The organism is Paenibacillus solani, from assembly GCF_001277345.1.
Lineage (GTDB): Bacteria > Bacillota > Bacilli > Paenibacillales > Paenibacillaceae > Paenibacillus_AQ > Paenibacillus_AQ solani.
The window spans coordinates 3,023,649-3,038,022 of record NZ_LIUT01000001.1 but is presented as its reverse complement, the minus strand read 5'-3'; the positions used below and the strand labels follow the sequence as shown (position 1 = coordinate 3,038,022).

The 14,374-nt window shown below is 49.5% G+C and carries 11 protein-coding genes; 5 read left to right on the top strand and 6 right to left on the bottom strand.

What is annotated here, in order from left to right; genetic code table 11:
- The first annotated feature begins 81 nt into the window (after window positions 1–81).
- The gene (locus AM231_RS13720; protein WP_054403023.1) at window positions 82–1,506 is read left to right on the top strand and encodes an NAD-dependent succinate-semialdehyde dehydrogenase; all 1,425 of its coding nucleotides are present in this window, start codon (window positions 82–84) and stop codon (window positions 1,504–1,506) included.
- A gap of 157 nt (window positions 1,507–1,663) precedes the next feature.
- Here the strand turns inward: AM231_RS13720 and AM231_RS13715 are convergent, their stop codons facing one another.
- The 6 genes from AM231_RS13715 to AM231_RS13690 form a co-directional block, all read right to left on the bottom strand.
- On the bottom strand, window positions 1,664–2,626 hold the full coding sequence (locus AM231_RS13715) for a Gfo/Idh/MocA family protein (RefSeq protein ID WP_054403022.1): 963 nt from the start codon (window positions 2,624–2,626) through the stop codon (window positions 1,664–1,666).
- A gap of 193 nt (window positions 2,627–2,819) precedes the next feature.
- Window positions 2,820–3,803, bottom strand: a complete 984-nt coding sequence (locus AM231_RS13710) for a Gfo/Idh/MocA family protein (RefSeq protein WP_054403021.1) — start codon at window positions 3,801–3,803, stop codon at window positions 2,820–2,822.
- Between the two features lie 15 nt (window positions 3,804–3,818).
- Complete coding sequence (locus AM231_RS13705) at window positions 3,819–4,841, bottom strand: Gfo/Idh/MocA family protein (protein ID WP_054403020.1); 1,023 nt, start codon at window positions 4,839–4,841, stop codon at window positions 3,819–3,821.
- A 43-nt stretch (window positions 4,842–4,884) separates the two neighbouring features.
- Entirely contained in the window at window positions 4,885–5,721 is an 837-nt protein-coding gene (locus AM231_RS13700; protein WP_054403019.1) for a carbohydrate ABC transporter permease, read from the bottom strand.
- A 16-nt stretch (window positions 5,722–5,737) separates the two neighbouring features.
- A complete protein-coding gene (locus tag AM231_RS13695; RefSeq protein ID WP_054403018.1) occupies window positions 5,738–6,679 on the bottom strand; it encodes a carbohydrate ABC transporter permease in 942 nt (313 codons plus the stop codon).
- Between the two features lie 122 nt (window positions 6,680–6,801).
- Window positions 6,802–8,064 carry an ABC transporter substrate-binding protein gene (locus AM231_RS13690; protein ID WP_054403017.1) on the bottom strand — a complete coding sequence of 421 codons (1,263 nt, stop codon included), beginning with the start codon at window positions 8,062–8,064 and terminating at the stop codon, window positions 6,802–6,804.
- Window positions 8,065–8,492: 428 nt separating this feature from the next.
- Here AM231_RS13690 and AM231_RS13685 point away from each other — a divergent pair, with 428 nt between their 5' ends.
- The 4 genes from AM231_RS13685 to AM231_RS13670 all read left to right on the top strand — a co-directional run bounded on the left by AM231_RS13685 (window position 8,493) and on the right by AM231_RS13670 (window position 14,299).
- Window positions 8,493–9,701, top strand: a complete 1,209-nt coding sequence (locus AM231_RS13685) for an ROK family transcriptional regulator (protein WP_242615207.1) — start codon at window positions 8,493–8,495, stop codon at window positions 9,699–9,701.
- A 69-nt stretch (window positions 9,702–9,770) separates the two neighbouring features.
- Entirely contained in the window at window positions 9,771–11,261 is a 1,491-nt protein-coding gene (gene glpK / locus AM231_RS13680; protein WP_054403015.1) for a glycerol kinase GlpK, read from the top strand.
- A 189-nt stretch (window positions 11,262–11,450) separates the two neighbouring features.
- Complete coding sequence (locus AM231_RS13675) at window positions 11,451–13,181, top strand: glycerol-3-phosphate dehydrogenase/oxidase (RefSeq protein ID WP_054403014.1); 1,731 nt, start codon at window positions 11,451–11,453, stop codon at window positions 13,179–13,181.
- A 125-nt stretch (window positions 13,182–13,306) separates the two neighbouring features.
- Window positions 13,307–14,299, top strand: coding sequence for an aldose 1-epimerase (locus AM231_RS13670; protein WP_054403013.1), 993 nt, complete (start codon window positions 13,307–13,309; stop codon window positions 14,297–14,299).
- Window positions 14,300–14,374 lie beyond the last annotated feature (75 nt).

Genomic DNA, 14,374 nt, shown 5'->3' with positions numbered 1-14,374 from the left:
AGTGAGTACGTTTTACCATTTTAGCTGCGTATCCACAGAATAGAAGCTCACAAAGTAAGATTGTATAAGGAGGTTGTTACGATGTTTAGGAATCAGAATTATATTGGCGGACAATGGATTGAGACGGATGAACAGATGGATGTATATAATCCTGCGGACGGCAAGAAAATCGGTAGTGTTCCCAAAGCAGGCAAGGAGGAGGCGAAGCAAGCGGTGGATGCCGCAGCTAAAGCTTTTCCGGCATGGTCACGCAGAACGGCGAATGAGCGGGGAGATCTGCTTCGCCGCTGGCATCAATTAATAGAAGAGCATACGGAGGAACTGGCCCGGATCATGACCACGGAGCAGGGGAAGCCGCTTCAGGAAGCGGCTGGCGAGATTGCTTATGCAAATAGCTTTGTGGCTTGGTACGCGGAAGAAGGTAAACGCGTATATGGAGAAACCATACCCGGATCGTCGAACCGTCAGCGTATTATTGTTACCAAGCAGCCCGTTGGTGTAGTGGCAGCCATTACGCCTTGGAATTTTCCTGCTTCGATGATTACAAGAAAAGTTGCTCCTGCCCTGGCGGCCGGCTGTACGGTCGTAATCAAGCCATCCAGTGAAACGCCTTTTACGGCCATCAAGCTGGTGGAGCTAGCAGAGGAGGCTGGTATTCCTGCCGGGGTCATTAATATCGTAACTGGATCTTCAAGCGATATCTCCAGTGTATGGCAAGAGGATTCTCGGGTAAGAAAGCTTTCTTTTACGGGGTCAACTAAAGTCGGGAAGCAATTGATGGCAGGTGCTGCAGCTAACGTGAAGAAAATATCGCTTGAGCTTGGCGGCCATGCTCCGTTTATCGTGACCAATCAAGCAGATTTGGACCAAGCTGCTGCGGGCTTAGTCTCTTCGAAGTTCCGAAATGGGGGACAAACCTGCGTTTGTGCGAACCGGGTTTACGTACAGGAGGAAGTGGCCGACCAGTTTGCAAGTAAATTTGCCGAGCGCGTTAAGCAATTGAAGGTAGGGAATGGACTCGAGGCTGGTGTCGATATCGGTCCTCTGATTAATCAAGACGCTGTAGATAAAGTTGTAAAGCAGATCAAGGATGCTGTAGAGAAAGGCGGTACCATTTTGGCAGGAGGTCAAGTTCTGTCTGAGCTAGGAAGTCACTACATCGAGCCTACAGTCTTGGTCAACGTAACCGATGATATGGAATGCATGAATGAAGAAACCTTTGGTCCGCTTGCTCCGATCACGACTTTTGCTACGATTGATGAAGCAGTGGAACGTGCCAACGACAGCCCTTATGGATTAGCGGCCTATGTATTTACCCAGAATCTTGGGGAAGCCGTACACATTGCTGAAGCATTGGAATACGGGATTGTTGGTGTGAATGATCCTGTGCCTTCAACTGCGCAAGCACCGTTTGGCGGATTTAAAGAGAGCGGGCTTGGCCGGGAAGGCGGACATTATGGTATGGAGGAGTTCCTGGAAGTGAAATACATTTCCCTGGGGCTTTAAGAATGGATTGGGCTCAACTCTCCAATACGGATAACGCGCAAGTAGCAAGCTTCCTGGATATAAAGCAGCTTGCTGCGTTACACGATCTAAGCATTTTTTAACCTAAAATTAAGGGGCATGCTCAAGGTATACAGACCACGAGCATGCCCCTTTTTTACTATTTCTGCAGGATGACAGGTTGGCCGGTTTCCGCAGATTCATTAGCAGCGAGCGTCGCTTCCAGCGTCTTGAAGCCGTCTTCATAAGACGCCAGCACGAGGCTCGGGTCGTTGTTACGAATAGCGTCAATCAAGGCATGGGTTAGATTTTTGTAAAAGTCTGTTTTGCTGCGATACACGATTTCCTTCTCTTTGTCTACAATGGAGAGCGTGGTTCCGTCCAGCACTAAGCGGTAGTCCCGGCCCATAATTTCGATTCCGTTGCGGTGATCAAACTGGATGAAGCCTGTTTGCATATGGCCGACAGCTCCGGATTCCAGCACGAACTGAATGGCACCCACATCCGGAATGTCCAGATCCGGAATGTCATCCATAAGCAGGAGATTCATATCGGCATATAGACGGTTTATATCCCCGCACAGGTAACGAACCAGGTCCATTGTGTGGGTGGATTGTTCAACAAGCTGCCCGCCGGACAATGCTTTTTTGCGCCACCAAGGAGTGGGTACGGGTGTTGTTATGTAATGGGCACGGACCATGCCGATTTTTTTGTCCTTAAGATAATCCTTGGCAATCGCTACGGTATCCAGGTACCGCAAGCAATAACCGGAAGCTGCAATGATCCCGCTTTCAGAAATAACCTTGGCTTTATGTCGTACGGACTCGATGTCCAGACCAAGCGGCTTCTCTACCATCAAGTGAATCCCTTTCGCGGCGGCTTGTTCTTCTAAATCTCCATGGCAAAAGGGTGGAATGCATATATATAGTACGTCCAGCGGTTCCTGCTCCAGCATCGTACTGCCGTCCGTATAATAAGCTGCACCGTATTGTTCAGCCTGCTGCTTGGCTAATGTCTCATTCGTATCACATATTGCAGCCAGTCGTACATGTTCGTTCTCATGAAGGTTCTTGATGTGGACGGCACCCATGCCACCTGCCCCAATCACACCTGCTTTAATCATATGCTGCCTCACTTCCGATCGTTAAGATGTTGGTATTATGTTCCAGTGACTCGATTGCTCACACGTGATTATAGCTCCGGACTCTATATTATTCAACCCTTCATTTTGCGCTCTCAAGCTGGTATCCTCTATGAAAAAGAGCACAGAGAAGCCCCGCAAAATATGCGTGTGCTTCTTCTGTGCGATTGATGAATTACAGCTCAGCCATCGCAACGGTCCGATGACCTTCGGAGGACTGATAGGCAGCCAGAGCGATAGCAAGCGCCCTAAGCCCATCCTCTCCCGTGACTGAAGCTTCCGCTGCGCCAGACGAGATGGAGGATACGAAGTCTCTAACCAGACTGGCATCCATGCCATCTCCCCAGGCATGATGGCGGTAGCCGGATTCATCCGTGTAGACATGCAGTTTCTGACTGGTCGCGTCAATGCTCAGCGTTCCCTCCGAACCGATGATCTCAAGGGTGACATCGCCCCAGGTCGGAAACTCCTTGTTCCGCGACCAGCTGCAATCCAGCGTGGCAAACACCCCGTTGTCGAACTCCATCGTCAAAATGCCGCTGTCGTCGATGGGGTTCTCCGAGATCAGATGATCCACCTCGGCGTACACATCTTTAACCTCAGTTCCTGTAATCCAGCGCATGATATCGGCAACATGGACGGTATGATCGATAACAGCACCCCCGCCGGATAGTTCCGGATCGACAAACCAGCCGCCAGGGTTACGGCCGCGATTCGTGCCCTTCATGGCCAGTATGCGGCCTAACTTGCCTTCATCAATCATCTGTTTGGCACGTACGACTGTCGTATTGTAGCGTACCGGGAACGCAGTTTGCAGCAGGACACCATTCGCTTTGCAGGCGTCAATCATGGCCTGGGCGTCCTGTATGTTGGTGGAGAGCGGTTTTTCGCAGAGCACATGAACCCCGGCCTTCGCAGCGGCGAGGACATGCTCTTTATGGTGAACATTCTCGGAAGTAACAATGACCCCATTCAAACCTTGTTTTAACAATTCGCGATAATCCTGATAATAGACGGTTCCGAAATGCTCGGCATATTTCCGGCCGCGCTCCTCTACGGGATCTGCAATGCCGGTAAGCTCCACGCCTTCAATCTCCAGCAGAGCTTTTGTGTAACTAAACGCATGCATATGCGCAAAGCTGATCACTCCGATTTTCATAGTTATGTCTCCTTTTTAGGTTGAGGTAATGACAGGTGTAGTGTTATCGATCAATACGGGCTCTCCAGAGTCCATAGAGGCTAAAGCGGCAAGCGCGATCCGCAGTGCTTCATAGGCATCTTCAGCAGATACGAGCGGCTCGCTGCCGTCTCGAATGCATGACATGAAGTGTTCCAGCTCCCGGTAATAGGGGCTTCGTGCCAGCGGGCTTTCCGGGACAGCAACGCCGGGAATTGTAGCGGCATTGCTTCTTGTTTTGAACAGGATCGGGCTATCCTTGGCACTGTCGTAATCAATGATGCCCTTGGTGCCTGCCATCTCCAAGTTCATGGAGAAACCCTCGTGTGCCCAGGTTCCTTCCACATGAGCAATAACGCCAGAGCGGAAACGAAGGGTTACCAGTGCATAATCCAGCTGGGCCTGATGACGGCCATGTAATCCTTTTGCATAGACACGTTCCACCTCACCGAAGCACCAGCGGAGGTAATCAAAATCATGGATCATGGCATCCAGCGTAATACCGCCGCTTGCTCCAAAGTCACTGTACCAATGATTCCAGCCAATGGGATATCCGCCGCCTCGGCCAGCTCGTATCACAGCCGGTTTACCAATGCCGCCTTGATCGAGGATGGATTTGGCTTTAACATATTCGGGGAAAAAGCGAAGCACATGACCGACAAACAAACGAACTCCCTTCTCCTGACAGTAGTCGATCATGAAGCGTGCGTCTTCTTCGCTCCGTGCCAGCGGCTTTTCGCATATGACATGCTTGCCGATATCCGCGGCCATGACAACATAATTTTTGTGAAGCGGGGTTGGCAGGCAGACATCAATGACATTGATTCGTTCTGTGCCTAAATCGCTTACTGCATCCTCAAAAGAGGGATAAGCGCGAGTACCACATTTCTCTGCAAGCTGCTGTGCTTGTTCCATTCGGATATCGGCAATGCCGATAAGCTGAGCGCCTGGCATTGAAGCGTAGGCGGCAGCATGGGCTCTTCCCATGGTGCCGGCTCCAATCACTAACACTTGTAACATGTCTGTACACTCCTTTTATCTCGTGTTTCACTTTTTTTGATGCTCAACCTTTTATTCCGTTCATGGCAATTCCTTCAATGAAATAGCGCTGAAGGAAGATGAAGAGAATGATGATCGGCAATGTGGCCATTAGTGCACCTGCCATCAGCAGGGGATAATCTGTAGAATGCTGTCCCTGGAAGCTGGAGATGCCGATCGAGAGTACGCGCATCTCCTCAGAGCTGGTCATGATGAGCGGCCACAGCAGATCGTTCCAAGAAGCTAAAATGGTGAAGATCGCCAAGGAGACGAGCGCAGCCTTGGACAGCGGTAAATAAATATTCCAGTAAATCCGGAAGTAACTGCAGCCGTCGATCTTGGCAGCTTCCTCCAAGTCCTTGGGCAGTGTCATAAAAAACTGTCTTAATAAGAACGTACCGAAGGCACTGAATATGCCAGGTATGATAAGTACATAGAACGTATCCAGCCAATTGAATTCGCGCATGATGACAAAGCTAGGTATCATCACAACTTGTGATGGCACCATTAATACGGCGAGCAGAGCGAGAAAGATCGTGTTTTTGAAAGGGAATCTCAAGCAGGCAAATGAATAGGCTGCTAGTGAGCACAGGATGAGCTGGCCCGCCGTACGTCCGAGCGTAACCAACGTAGTGTTCAAGTAATAAGTTCCGAAGTCAATCGTTTGGATGACCCGAAGATAATTGTCCGGATGCCAATCGATAGGGAGCCACTTGGGTGGCACGGACATGGAATCTGCAAAAGATTTAAAAGAAGTGGATATCATCCACAGAAACGGCATGATCATGAGCAGAGCACCAACAGCTAACAGGATGTGGACTGTCAGACGACCTGCTTTTCCTGAATGGGTTGAAGTATTCACGTCTTGACACCTCCTGTTATTGGTAGTGGACCCAGCGCTTCTGAATATACATTTGAACCATGGTGATAATCAGAATAACGATGAACAGAATGAAGGCTTGTGCAGAAGCGTAGCCCATGTTGAAATACTTGAATCCGTCTTCCCAGATGCTGTACACCACTGTCCGGGTGGACTCCAGCATGGTGGTTTGCTGATCCATCATGATGAAGATCAGGTCAAACACCTGAAACGAATTAATAAAGGACATGACCAAGACAAAGAACAAGCTTGGCGTGAGTAGTGGCAGTGTAATTCGGAAGAACTTATACATTTTTCCTGCACCATCAAGCGAAGCCGCTTCATAATAGCTGCCCGAGATGCCTTGAAGCCCGGATAACAGAATGACGGCATTATATCCGATGGTGCTCCAGACACTGACAAGAACGATCGACAGCAATGCGAATCGCTCATCAAACAGCCAGTTTGGCTGCGGTAAGTTCATGACACCCAGCACATGATTGATTAATCCGAATTCGGAATTGTACAGCCATTTCCAAACCATACCGACAGCGATTGGCATGGTGATCACAGGTATAAAGTAGAAGGTACGGTAGAAAACCATGCCTTTGATCTTCTGGTTCAGAAGCACGGCCAGCAGCGTGGCAATAGACACGGATAACGGCACGGTGCCGATTGTATACAGCATTGTATTCAGCATGGAACCGGTGAATTTCGCATCCTTCATTAGGTTCGCGAAGTTATCGAAACCGATGAATTGGGGCGAGCTTAGGCCGTCCCATGAAGTAAATGACAGAAACAGGGATGCCGCGGATGGTGCCATATAGAACAGGCCAAGGCCCAGAACAACAGGCAGAATGAAGATGAAGCCCCATACCGCTTCTTGTACAGCAAGTTTTCCGACCTTTCGCTTGGTTTTCGCTTTAGGAGGATCTGCATTTACAGTGATGTACGAGCTCACAGGCTACACCGTCCTTTGGATAGGATTCAAGTCAGCTCTGGGTCAATTAAAGGTAAGCCATTTAAATGACCACAGTGCTGACTCAACATTCATGATTGTTCACACTAATGATCGGCTGAGTGTCACTTGGTTTCTGTTGCCAGAATGGCATTCATCTGTTCGCCAGCATTTTTGAGTGCCTCTTCAAACGTTTTCTTGCCAAGGAATGCCGCCTGGATTTCCTTCACTTCTGCATCCTGCCACTCGGCGGTTTTTTGGGATACAGGATAAGGTACGGCAAATTCCAGGCTGTCCACAAACACCTGCAGGTCAAGGGATGGAATGGAGTCCAGCCAGCCGCTCTCTGTTCCTTTGTACGCAGGCATCGAGAAGCCTGATTCAGCGAGCAGCTCTTGTCCTTCCTTGCCGGAAAGGATCTGAATCAAATCCCAGGATTCCTGCTCAACCTTTGTCTTGCCGTTGATAGCCCAGCTGAGTCCATGCACAATGGATGCTTTTTTCTTGCCGGCAGGAAGCTCGGCAACAGCGAGTTTATCGCCGAGGAGCTCAAACAATTCGGGGGAGTTCACCGAAATTCCCGGTAACATGGCGGCCTTGCCGGAGCCGAACAATTGACGTGGTTTAGTCTCCAGCTGCTGCTGCGCACTTGGGGAGTAGCCTTTTTCCATCAAGCCCTGCTCCCACTTAAAGGCTGACAAAGTTTCGGGCGAATCAAACCCGGAGGATTTTTTATCATCGGAAATAACATATCCGCCTGCTTGGGCAATAAAGTTGTAATAACCGATTTGGCTGTCGATGGGTGCTATGAAGCCGTATATGCCGCTGGACTTATCCGTCAGCTTGGCTGCATTCTCCTCTACGGTCTCCCAGGTCCAGGTGTTGTCAGGATAAGAAACTCCTGCTTTGTCAAATAATTCTTTGTTATAGAAGAGCGCGATGGAATCCTGGAAGTATGGAAGCCCATGAAGCTTTCCCTGATAGGTATACATATCGACGAGGGCTTCATTGTAAACCGAGGTGTCCAGCCCGCTTTGTTCGATAAGAGGAGACAGATCCTTGATCAGACCCGAGGAAGCATAGGAATGAAAGTTAGGCCCGTTCATCCAATACACATCAGGACCACTATTGCCCGCCAGGCTGGTCTTCAGCTTAGTCCAATAATCGGCCCATGGAGTGTAGGTGACTTTCACTTGAACATCAGGATGCTTCTCATTGAAAATTTTGATGGATTTGTCCAGCGTATCCCGCACATTTTCGTCCCAGAGAGCAACGTTAATGACCTTCTTGCCCTGATTTCCTCCAGAGGCATCGCCTCCTCCGCAAGCAGTCAGTAACAAACTGAACATGAAGAGAACCGAAATAAGGACAGACATTCTTCTTTTCATCAAATTTCCTCCTTGAATTCATATGATTGTTGAGCATGCGATGGTGATGGTTAGGCAAGTACGTAGGAATGCCTCTTGTGACGAGATGCCCCCTTTGTGTATGATTTTGCAGTTTAGTTTCTCCAACGACCAAAATAAGTTTGGGGCAAAAGCAGCCCCTTTGGCAAAGAATCTTGGTCTCTGTTGGGAAAGATTATATAATTACCTCGCATATTTTACAAGATAGCGTTTACATTTTTGTATAAATGATTTTTTTCACAATAAAATGCGTCAACTTTCAGATTGGTTATGGTATATTATTTTCGTTACTGGAATAAGTTTATAACCCATCTTGGAAAATGTTATAGTGTAGCTAACCTTAATTGACCGATACCGAACGTAGCCCGAAATAGAAGAATTCATAGAAAGGTTGAGCTTGCTTGAACAATATGAAAAAAGGCGACTATAAGCTGATCCAGGCACTAAACCGCTCCAAGATCCTGAACAAGATCCGCACGGAGGGTCCAATATCCAGGATCGATTTAGCCAAAAAAAACAGTCTGAGTCCTTCAACGGTTGCGTCAGCCGTTCAGGAGCTTATCCGGGAAGGCTACGTCTCCGAGATGGGAACGGGTTCCTCCAGCGGGGGAAGAAAGCCCATTCTGCTTAGATTCAATCCGGATAACCATTATTTATTTGCCGTCGCAATAACGAATTCCGTTATGACCCTGGCTCGGATGAACCTGGAGGCCAAGGTTCTGAAGCGGGAAACGCACAAGATCGCCGGTTTACAGGGAGAAGCGGTGATCGAACGTCTGTTACATCTGATGGATGATTTCATAGCTGGGCAAGAAACAGAAGGTGCGGAACGCTGTGTCGGGATTTCCATTACGGTGCCTGGCATTGTTAGCAGCAGTGAGGGTATCGTGCACTATAATACAAAACTCCGCATGGTTAATGTTCCACTAAAACGGATATTTGAGGAACGATACGGGATACAAACCTGGGTTGAGAACGATATGAATTCGATTGTTCTGGCTGAGCGGCGTTTTGGAGATTATGCCTACCCCAACCTGATCTATATTTCAATTGGCGATGGGCTTGGTTCCGGCATTTTAATTCATGACCACCTCTTGCATGGCATGCATGGCGGCGCTGGTGAATTCGGACACACAAGCGTGGACCGCAGCGGTCTTCGATGCGAGTGCGGTAATGTTGGCTGTCTGGATAGTTACATCAGCTGGTTAGCTATTTATTCCCGGATTATTACAGCTATAGCAACGGGGCGGCCTACGCTGATCCAAGAATTGAGCGGAGGAGATTACAATAAGATTGTACCGTCTGTGTTTAAAGAGGCGCTGCACAGAGGAGACAAGCTAGCTAACGATTTAAATGAAGAAGTGGCAGAGCATCTGGGAGCAGCGATCGTTAATCTAATCAATATGTTTAATCCTCAAGCCTTGATTCTGGGCGGGGACATGGCTCATGGCAATCCGGAATTGCTGGATATGATCCGTGTCTATATCGATCGGCACGCGATGCCGATTCTCAAGGATGACTTGTTATTCGGCTTGGCGTCTCTTGGCGAAGAAGATAAACTCATCGGCGCTGCTTCGATTTTGCTGCAGGACCTGTTTGGCTTCTCCTTAACAGAATAATGGATTTGACAACGTTTCCATCTGCAAGTTATCTTTGTTTCAGTGCTTAAGCGAAAAGGGGAGAGATGATTGGAGAAGTACATTCTGGCGCTTGACCAAGGAACGACGAGCTCGCGTGCAATCCTGTTTAACCGGCAAGGAGATATCGTGCACTCCGCTCAAAGGGAATTTCCGCAGTATTTTCCGCAGCCGGGCTGGGTGGAGCAGAATGCAAATGAAATATGGGGTTCGATTCTTGCGGTCATCGCGACGTGTTTATCTGAAGCGGGCGTGAAGGCGGACCAGATTGCCGGGATCGGAATTACGAATCAGCGTGAGACAACTGTAATCTGGGATCGTCAGAGCGGGGACCCGATCTATCATGCCATTGTCTGGCAATCCCGGCAGACGGCCGGCATATGCGAAGAGCTGGCTGCGGCAGGGCATGATGAGAAGATCAGACAGAAAACAGGTCTTCTGATCGACCCTTATTTCTCGGGGACGAAGATTAAGTGGATCCTGGATCACGTGGATGGTGCACGTGAACGGGCCGAGCGTGGAGAAATTATATTTGGGACCATCGATACCTGGCTGATCTGGAAGCTGTCGGGGGGCCAGGTGCATGTGACCGATTACTCCAATGCGTCGCGTACCATGCTGTATAACATTCACGATTTGGCATGGGATGATGAGCTGCTGCAGCTGCTGGATATCCCCAAGATCATGCTGCCTGAAGTAAGGCCATCCTCAGAGATTTACTCCAATACAGCCTCATATCATTTCTTTGGTCGTGAGGTTCCGATTGCCGGAGCTGCCGGCGATCAGCAGGCGGCTCTGTTTGGTCAGACCTGCTTCTCGGAAGGCATGGTGAAGACAACCTATGGAACTGGCAGCTTCATGTTGATGAATACAGGCGATAAGCCCGTTAAATCAGAGCATGGGCTTATCACCACAATTGCCTGGGGGCTAGGTGGAAGCGTGCAATACGCCCTGGAGGGCAGCGTGTTTGTGGCTGGCTCAGCCATACAGTGGCTGCGCGATGGTCTGCGGATGTTTCGCGAGGCGAAAGACAGCGAGCCTTATGCGCGGCGGGTCACATCCGCCGATGGTGTCTATGTGGTTCCCGCTTTTGTCGGGCTTGGCAGTCCTTATTGGAACAGCGATGTAAGGGGTGCAGTATTCGGGCTGACAAGAGGCACCACAAAGGAACATTTTATCCGGGCGACGCTGGAATCACTAGCCTATCAGACCCGGGATGTCCTGTCTGTAATGGAAGAGGATTCGGGTTATCCTATCAGCTCCCTGCGCGTAGATGGCGGGGCCGTCTCCAATTCATTCCTTTTGGAATTCCAAAGCGATATTCTGAACGTTCCTGTGGAACGGCCGGACATCACCGAGACAACAGCTCTTGGCGCTGCTTACTTGGCGGGGCTGGCTGTCGGCTTCTGGAAGGATCAAGAGGAGATATGCAGTAAGTGGAGCGCCCAGCAAATCTTCAAACCGACGATGGAAGAAGAGGTAAGGGAGCAATTATACAGCGGATGGAAAAAAGCTGTTTATGCAGCTATGGCTTTTCAATAGCACTTTCTATGTTATAATGAATCACAAGTGAATATATGTCTGGAGACTTGGAGAGACCACTAGGCGCGAAAATTGACCTCAGGAAATGAGGTTTCATACTGCGTGCTTTGTGGTCTCTTTGTGCTGTCATTTTTCATTCAAGAGTAACGATAGGCTATACAGGGTAAAGCATACTGGGAGGGATTTGTTGTGAAGCAGGTACAGTCATTTTCTAGCAAGGATCGCAAGGCTCGGTTTCAGGGGATTGCCAAGAACCACTACGAGCTGATCATCATTGGCGGGGGGATCACTGGGGCGGGAATTGCGCTGGATGCGGTAACACGCGGAATGTCGGTGTTATTAGTGGAGATGCAGGATTTTGCCGCAGGTACGAGCAGCCGCTCGACCAAGCTAGTGCATGGAGGACTGCGCTATCTGAAGCAATTTGAAGTTGGCATGGTAGCTGAAGTTGGCAAGGAGCGGGCGGTTGTATATGAGAACGGGCCGCATGTGACCACACCTGAGTGGATGCTGCTGCCGATCCATCGGGGAGGCACTTTCGGGAAATTCAGTACGTCCATCGGTCTTCGGGTATATGACTTTCTGGCAGGTGTGAAGCGGGGAGAGCGACGCTCCATGTTATCTGCTTCCGAGACGCTGAAGCGGGAGCCACTTCTGAAGCAGGATGGGTTGAAGGGCGGCGGCTACTATGTCGAATATCGGACAGATGATGCTAGGCTGACGCTGGAAGTTATGAAGGAAGCAGCAGCACGGGGAGCGGTGCTGTTCAACTATGCCAAGGCAGAATCTCTGAACTATGATGCGAATGGACGGGTTACGGGAATCACAGTTAGAGATATGCTGGATGGAACAGTAAAGAACGTATCCGGAACCAAAATCGTAAATGCCGCAGGTCCTTGGGTGGACCAGGTTCGTGAAATGGATAAGTCCAAGAAGGGGAAAATGCTCCAGTTGACCAAAGGAGTCCACCTGGTCATTGACCAATCCAAATTCCCGCTCCGTCAAGCGGTGTACTTCGACACTCCAGATGGCCGAATGGTCTTCGCTATCCCACGCGACGGGAAAGCCTATGTAGGTACGACTGATACGGTATACAAGGCTGATCCGACTCATCCCATCATCACGGTAGAAGATCGGGATTATATATTGGAGGCTATTCACTATATGTTTCCCGGCGTAAAAATCACTGCTGCTGATGTGGAATCAGGCTGGGCTGGCGTTCGTCCGCTAATTCTGGAGGAGGGCAAGAGCCCATCCGAAATATCACGCAAAGATGAAATCTGGGAGTCTCCGTCCGGTCTGATCACCATAGCTGGCGGCAAGCTGACTGGTTACCGCAAGATGGCTGATACGGTTGTCGACCTTGTTGCCAAACGAGTTCAGGAGGGCGGCGGAAAAGCATATGGCCCGGGCTTAACGAAAACCCTTCCTATCTCCGGAGGTCATGTGGGAGGTTCCAGCAAATTCCCTGATTTCGTGCGCCAGCAAACCGAGACCGGGGCAGCGCAGGGAGTTGATCGTAAACTCGCTGAGCAGTGGGCCCGAATGTATGGTTCAAATGTATCGGTATTGTTCCGTATGGCGAAGGAAGGTTCCAATCAAGCGGAAGCTTCTGCTCTTCCCGTAGCGGTCCTGGTTCCCTTGATGTATGCGATTGAGCAAGAGATGGCTTCGAAACCGGTGGATTTCTTTATCCGCCGAACAGGTTCACTGCTGTTTGACATCGAATGGACGAGAAAGTGGAAGCAGCCTGTGATCGATTATATGGCTGCCGAATTGAGCTGGAGCGACGTGCAGAAGGCCGAGTACACGCAAGAGTTGGATGAGGAGTTATCTTCCGCAACACAGCCGGCAGCGCATGAACCTTCAGCAGCGCCTTCCGTCTCGAAATCATATTCCGATAAGAAATTATCATCGTAGAATATCTTTTACCCAAAACGGCAGCAGGGGCGAGAGAGGAGATGCCATCCGCCCCCGAATTATAGAAGTAAGGGCAGTGGTATGATAATCTATATACGTTCACACTTGAGAGGAGAGATGACCCGATGAACCATAAAGCGTATGAAGGATCATATCATGGAGAGAAAGCAGTTTGGCTCCAGCACGGCTCTTATGAAGCTGCAATCTTACCTGAAATCGGTGGGAATCTTATTGCCTTCAGAGATAATGAGCAGGGTTACTGGTTCCTGCGTGAACCTGAAGCAGGCGAAATGGAATCCTTTAAATCCAATCCTGGTGTTCACGGTATGCCTGTCCTGTTCCCACCGAATCGATATGAGGATGGCAAATTTCCATGGAACGGACAAGTGTATCAATTTCCGATAAACGAAAAGGAAACAGGCAATCACCTCCATGGCTTTTTACATACCATCCCATGGAAGGTTGAGGGCTTTGGCAGCAGCAAGAGTGAAAGCTATGTCGAAGTCTCCGTGACGATTGATGAGCATCATCCGGTATACGCCATGCTTCCGCACCGGTTTACGTTTCGGCTTCGTTATACGCTAAATCAGGATGGGTTGGCCCAGCATGTATTGATACGGAACCAGGGAACCAGCAGCATGCCGTGCTTACTTGCTTTTCATACAGCGATCAATGCTCCGTTTGCTCCTGATAGTACGGCGGATGATTGTGTCGTCAGAATCACCCTGGGCGAGCGGTGGCAAATGAATGACCGGATGCTGCCTACTGGGAAGTTCCAGCCTCTGACGCCGGAGGAGGAACTGCTTCGCACCAGCGGAGTGAACCCGTACTTTGATTCCTTGGACAATCATTACACAGCGGTTCCCCAAAATGGCCGGAATCGAATGGAATTGACGGATACCAAGCTTGGCAAAACATTCGTATACGATGTCGGCAATTCATATAAAGAGTGGATGGTGTGGAATAGCGGGGCTTCTCGTAAATTCTTCTGTCCCGAGCCGCAAATTAACGTAGTTAATGCGCCGAATATGGATCTGCCGGCTGAGGAAATCGGTCTGTTCGGTTTGGGACCGGGCGAAATATGGGAAGCATGTTCCCGGCTGTATCTTAAAAATTAAAAGTTATCTTCCGACAAATAAAGCGTATGGATTGAAAACGCCTGTAATAAGGGTGTCAGCACTCCATACGCTTTA